Source organism: Actinoplanes sp. NPDC048791 (assembly GCF_040650095.1).
Classification (GTDB): domain Bacteria; phylum Actinomycetota; class Actinomycetes; order Mycobacteriales; family Micromonosporaceae; genus Actinoplanes.
This window is the reverse complement of sequence record NZ_JBEZGQ010000736.1, coordinates 1-4,382: the sequence shown is the minus strand read 5'-3', so window position 1 is coordinate 4,382 and position 4,382 is coordinate 1. Positions and strand designations below refer to the sequence as shown.

At 72.2% G+C, this 4,382-nt stretch carries 5 protein-coding genes; 4 read left to right on the top strand and 1 reads right to left on the bottom strand.

What is annotated here, in order from left to right:
• The coding region (locus AB0C29_RS35770; RefSeq protein ID WP_360829971.1) for a DUF1996 domain-containing protein at nucleotides 1–583 on the top strand (583 nt) is incomplete at its 5' end.
• Nucleotides 584–599: 16 nt separating this feature from the next.
• Here AB0C29_RS35770 and AB0C29_RS35765 read toward each other — a convergent pair.
• Nucleotides 600–1,079, bottom strand: a complete 480-nt coding sequence (locus tag AB0C29_RS35765) for a MarR family transcriptional regulator (RefSeq protein WP_360829968.1) — start codon at nucleotides 1,077–1,079, stop codon at nucleotides 600–602.
• An 87-nt stretch (nucleotides 1,080–1,166) separates the two neighbouring features.
• On the opposite strand from AB0C29_RS35765, the gene AB0C29_RS35760 reads away from it, so the two are divergent.
• The 3 genes from AB0C29_RS35760 to AB0C29_RS35750 all read left to right on the top strand — a co-directional run.
• Nucleotides 1,167–2,069: an alpha/beta hydrolase gene (locus tag AB0C29_RS35760; protein ID WP_360829965.1), complete on the top strand. Its 903-nt coding sequence runs from the start codon at nucleotides 1,167–1,169 to the stop codon at nucleotides 2,067–2,069.
• Nucleotides 2,070–2,092: 23 nt separating this feature from the next.
• The gene (locus tag AB0C29_RS35755) at nucleotides 2,093–3,847 is read left to right on the top strand and encodes an acyl-CoA dehydrogenase (protein WP_360829963.1); all 1,755 of its coding nucleotides are present in this window, start codon (nucleotides 2,093–2,095) and stop codon (nucleotides 3,845–3,847) included.
• A partial coding sequence (locus tag AB0C29_RS35750; RefSeq protein ID WP_360829960.1) for a glycerophosphodiester phosphodiesterase family protein occupies nucleotides 3,838–4,382 on the top strand: 545 nt, incomplete at its 3' end. The genes AB0C29_RS35755 and AB0C29_RS35750, both read left to right, overlap by 10 nt.

Below are 4,382 nucleotides of genomic sequence, written 5' to 3'. Positions count from 1 at the left end.
CGACAAGGAACTTCCGGCGCCCAGCGGCCCGAACCTGGAACTGCCCGGCAACACCGGCGCCATCGTCCGCCCCGCCGCCGTGCTGATCGAGTACCGCGGCAACGCCACCGCCAAGGTCACCCCGATGCCGCGCTTCCTGCGGGCGCTGACCGGTGACGCCAAGCCCACCAGCCGTGGCCCGGCGAACGCCCGCTCGACCTGGACCTGTTCCGGCTTCGCCGACCGGCTGTCGGACAAGTACCCGATCTGCCCGGCCGGCAGCAAGGTGATGCGTGTGCAGGACTTCCCCGGCTGCTGGAACGGCAAGGACATCGACAGCGACAACCACCGTGCGCACCTGGCCTTCGCCGACAAGCAGACCGGCGCCTGCCCGCAGGGCTTCCAGGCCATCCCGCAGCTGCGGATCAGCATCTCCTACGACATCCCGCGCGCCGTGCAGGAGAAGGGCCAGTACGCGCTCGACTCGTTCCCCGAGGAGAACCACAACCCCTTCTCGGACCACAACGACTACGTCAACGTCAACACCGACCGGCAGATGAGCAAGATCGCCGCCTGCGTCAACAGCGGACGGCGCTGCGGCTGAGCGCAGCCGGGGCCGGTCAGCTCTCGCCGGACAGGTCCCGCATGAGCCAGCCCGGCGTGTCCAGCCGGACGGTGTTGCCGGCGAGCAGCCGGCCGAGGGTCTCCTCGAGCGCCTTGACGGAGCCCGCCCCCACCTGCCGTTCCCACTGCTCGCGCAACTCGTCGAAGATCGCTTCCCCCTCGCGCAGCATCGCGAGCCCGTGCCCGGTGACCGTCAGGCGGATCCGCCGCCGGTCGGCCGGGTCGGGCTCGCGCCGCACGAACTCGCGTTCCTCCAGCCCGGCGATCGTCTTCGCCGCGGACTGCTTGGCGACGGACATCCGCCGGCCGAGCTCGGAGGCGCTGTCGGCGCCGGACAGGATCGCCCGCAGCGCGAAGTCGTGCACCGGCCGGACGTCCCGGTAACCCCGCGCGGCGAGCTCGGCCGTCGCGCGGTCGGCCAGGTCACGGAATCCGCCGAGCAGGAGCAGGGCGAGGTCGGCGCCGGATCGGGACATGCAGGCAGCCTATAAGAACCTTTGACAAAGACAGCCTAGGTGTCTATCTTTAATCGACACCTAGGCTGTCTATCTGAGGAGCCACCCATGCCCGTCGTCACGCCTGCCGGAGCCACCGTTCCCGGCGTCACCCACCATGTCGCGGACGTCAACGGCACCCGGCTGCACTACGTCTCGGCCGGGACCACCGGCTCCGCGATCCTGCTCGTCCACGGCTGGCCGGAGACCTGGTGGGCGTTCCACAAGCTGATCCCGCTGCTGGCCGAGACGCACCGGGTCTTCGCCGTCGACCTGCGCGGGTTCGGTGACTCCGGGACCGCCGACGGCGACTACGACGACGCCACCTCGGCCGAGGACCTGCACCACCTGACCGGGCAGCTCGGCGCGGGGCCGGTCCACGTGCTGTGCCAGGACATCAGCGGCGGCCTCGGTTTCCGCTTCGCCGCCACCCATCCCGACGACGTCCTGAGCCTCACCGCGGTCGAGTCGACCCTGGCCGGCTACGGGCTGGAGAGCCTCGCCGACGTCAACCACGGCGGCTCCTGGCACGTCGGCTTCCTCGCCGCCCCGGGCGTGCCGGAGATGCTCCTGCCCGGCCACGAACGGCAGCTGCTCGCCGGCTGGGCCTACCCCAAGATGACCGCGGTCAAGGACGCCGTCACCGAGGCCGACATCGACGAGTTCACCCGCTCGTACGCGCGCCCCGGCGGCTGGCGCGGCACCGCCGGGCTCTACCAGGCCGTCTTCGCCGACGCGGGCCGCACCCGGGCCCTGGCCGAGGAGCGCCCGCTGACCATGCCCGTCCTCACCGTCGACGCGTTCAGCGCCCCGTTCACCGAGCAGACCTTCCGCCAGGTGAGCGCGGGCGAGCTCACCGCCGTACGCCTCGAGGGCGTCGGTCATTTCGTGGCGCAGGAGGCCCCCGAGGCACTGGCCGCCGCGGTGCTGGACTTCGTGGCGCACGTCGACAACGGCCGCCGGGCCGGCTGAACGGCGGACGCTAGGGTGGGCTGATGGCGTCCAGCATCCTCTCGCAGCGCGACCTCGAGTTCCTGCTCTACGAGTGGCTCGACGTGGCCGGACTGACCTCCCGGCCGCGCTTCGCCGAGCACTCCCGCGAGACGTTCGACGCCTTCCTGGAGGTCTCCGCGCAGATCGCCGAGCGTGAGTTCGCGCCTCACAACCGGCGCAACGACGCCGAGGAGCCGCGCTTCGACGGCCAGCGGGTGCACATCATCCCGGAGGTCAAGGCCGCGCTGACCGCGTTCAACGACTCGGGGCTGCTGGCCGGGTCGATGGACGAGGCGGTCGGCGGGCTGCAGCTGCCGCACGTGGTGGCCCGGGCCTGCTTCGCCTGGTTCCAGGCAGCCAACATCGCCACCTCGGCGTACCCGCTGCTGACCATGGCGAACGCCAACCTGCTGCTCACCCACGCCGCGCCCGAGCATGTCGCCCGGTTCGTGGAGCCCATGCTGGACGGCCGCTTCACCGGCACGATGTGCCTGTCCGAGCCGCAGGCCGGTTCCTCGTTGAGCGATGTCACCACGCGCGCGGTGCCGGCCGGTGACGGGAGCTACCGGGTCACCGGCAGCAAGATGTGGATCTCCGGCGGCGATCACGAGCTCAGCGAGACGATCGTGCACCTGGTGCTGGCCCGGGTCGCCGGGGCGCCCGCCGGGGTGAAGGGCCTGTCGCTGTTCATCGTGCCCAAACACCTGGTCGGCGACGACGGCCGGGTCGGCGCGCGCAACGGCGTGGAGCTGGCCGGGCTCAACCACAAGATGGGCTTCCGGGGCACGACCAACGCGGTGCTGTCGTTCACCGACAGCGAGGCGTACCTGGTCGGCGAGGAGGGCCGCGGCCTGGCCTACATGTTCCAGATGATGAACGAGGCGCGGATCGGCGTGGGCGCCGGTGCGGTGGCGCTGGGCTACACGGGCTATCTGCACGCGCTGGCGTACGCCCGCGAGCGCCTGCAGGGCCGCCCGGTGGCCGGCAAGGATCCGGTCGCCCCGCCGGTGCCGATCATCCGGCACCCGGACGTGCGCCGGATGCTGCTGGCGTCCAAGACCTACGTCGAGGGCGGCCTGGCCCTGGTCCTGTACGCGGCCAAGCTCGTCGACGAGCAGGAGACCGGTGACCCCGCGGCGGCCGCCGAGGCGCAGCTGATGCTGGACGTGCTGACGCCGATCGTCAAGGCGTGGCCGTCGCAGTGGTGCCTGCTGGCCAACGACCACGCCATCCAGGTGCACGGCGGCTACGGCTACACCCGGGAGTATCCGGTCGAGCAGTTCTACCGCGACAACCGGCTCAACCCGATCCACGAGGGCACCGACGGCATCCAGGGCCTGGACCTGCTGGGCCGCAAGGTGGTCATGCGCGACGGGGCCGGCCTCAAGCTGCTGGTCCGCACGATCCGCGAGGCCGCCGGACGCGCGCCGGCCGAGCTGGCCGACTATGCCCGGCTCCTGGAAGCGGGCTGCGAGCGGCTGGTCGAGGTCACGGGCAAGCTCTGGTCGGACGGCGACCCGGAACGCGCACTGGCCAACTCCACCGCCTATCTGAACGCCGCCGGCCACCTCGTCATCGCGTGGATGTGGCTGGAGCAGGCGAGCGCCGCCGCGGGCCGGGAGGGTTCGTTCTACGACGGCAAGCGTCTCGCCGCCCGCTACTTCTTCACCCACGAGCTGCCCCGCACCACGGCCTGGTTCGAGCTGCTGGAGAGCGGCGACACGCTGCTGGCCGAGCTGGACGACGCGTGTCTGTAGGGGCCCGCCTGCCCTTCCTGGACTCCCCCACCCCGCTGGCGTTCGCCCATCGCGGCGGGGCCGCCGCCGGCGACGAGAACACGGCGGAGGCGTTCGCGCGGGCGATCGCCCTGGGCTTCCGGTACGTCGAGACCGACGTGCACGCCACGGCGGACGGCATACCGGTGGTCTTCCACGACGCTTCGCTGGACCGGCTCACCGGCACCGCGGGCCGGGTGGCCGACCTGCGCTGGGCCGACCTGGCGACGCTGCGGATCGGCGGGGCGGGCGCGGTGCCCCGCCTCGACGAGGTGCTGGCCGCCTGGCCGCGGATCCGGTTCAACATCGACGTCAAGGCCGACACGGCGACGGGTCCGACAGTCGACGTGATCCGGCGCAGCGACGCCGCGGACCGGGTGCTGCTCGCCTCGTTCAGCGATGCGCGGCTGGCCCGGGTGCGGGCGCTGGCCGGCCCCCGGGTGGCGACCTCGCTGGGCCGGGGCGAGGTGGCGCGGCTGCGGCTCACGTCCTGGGCGGGCACGCCGCTGCGGCTGCC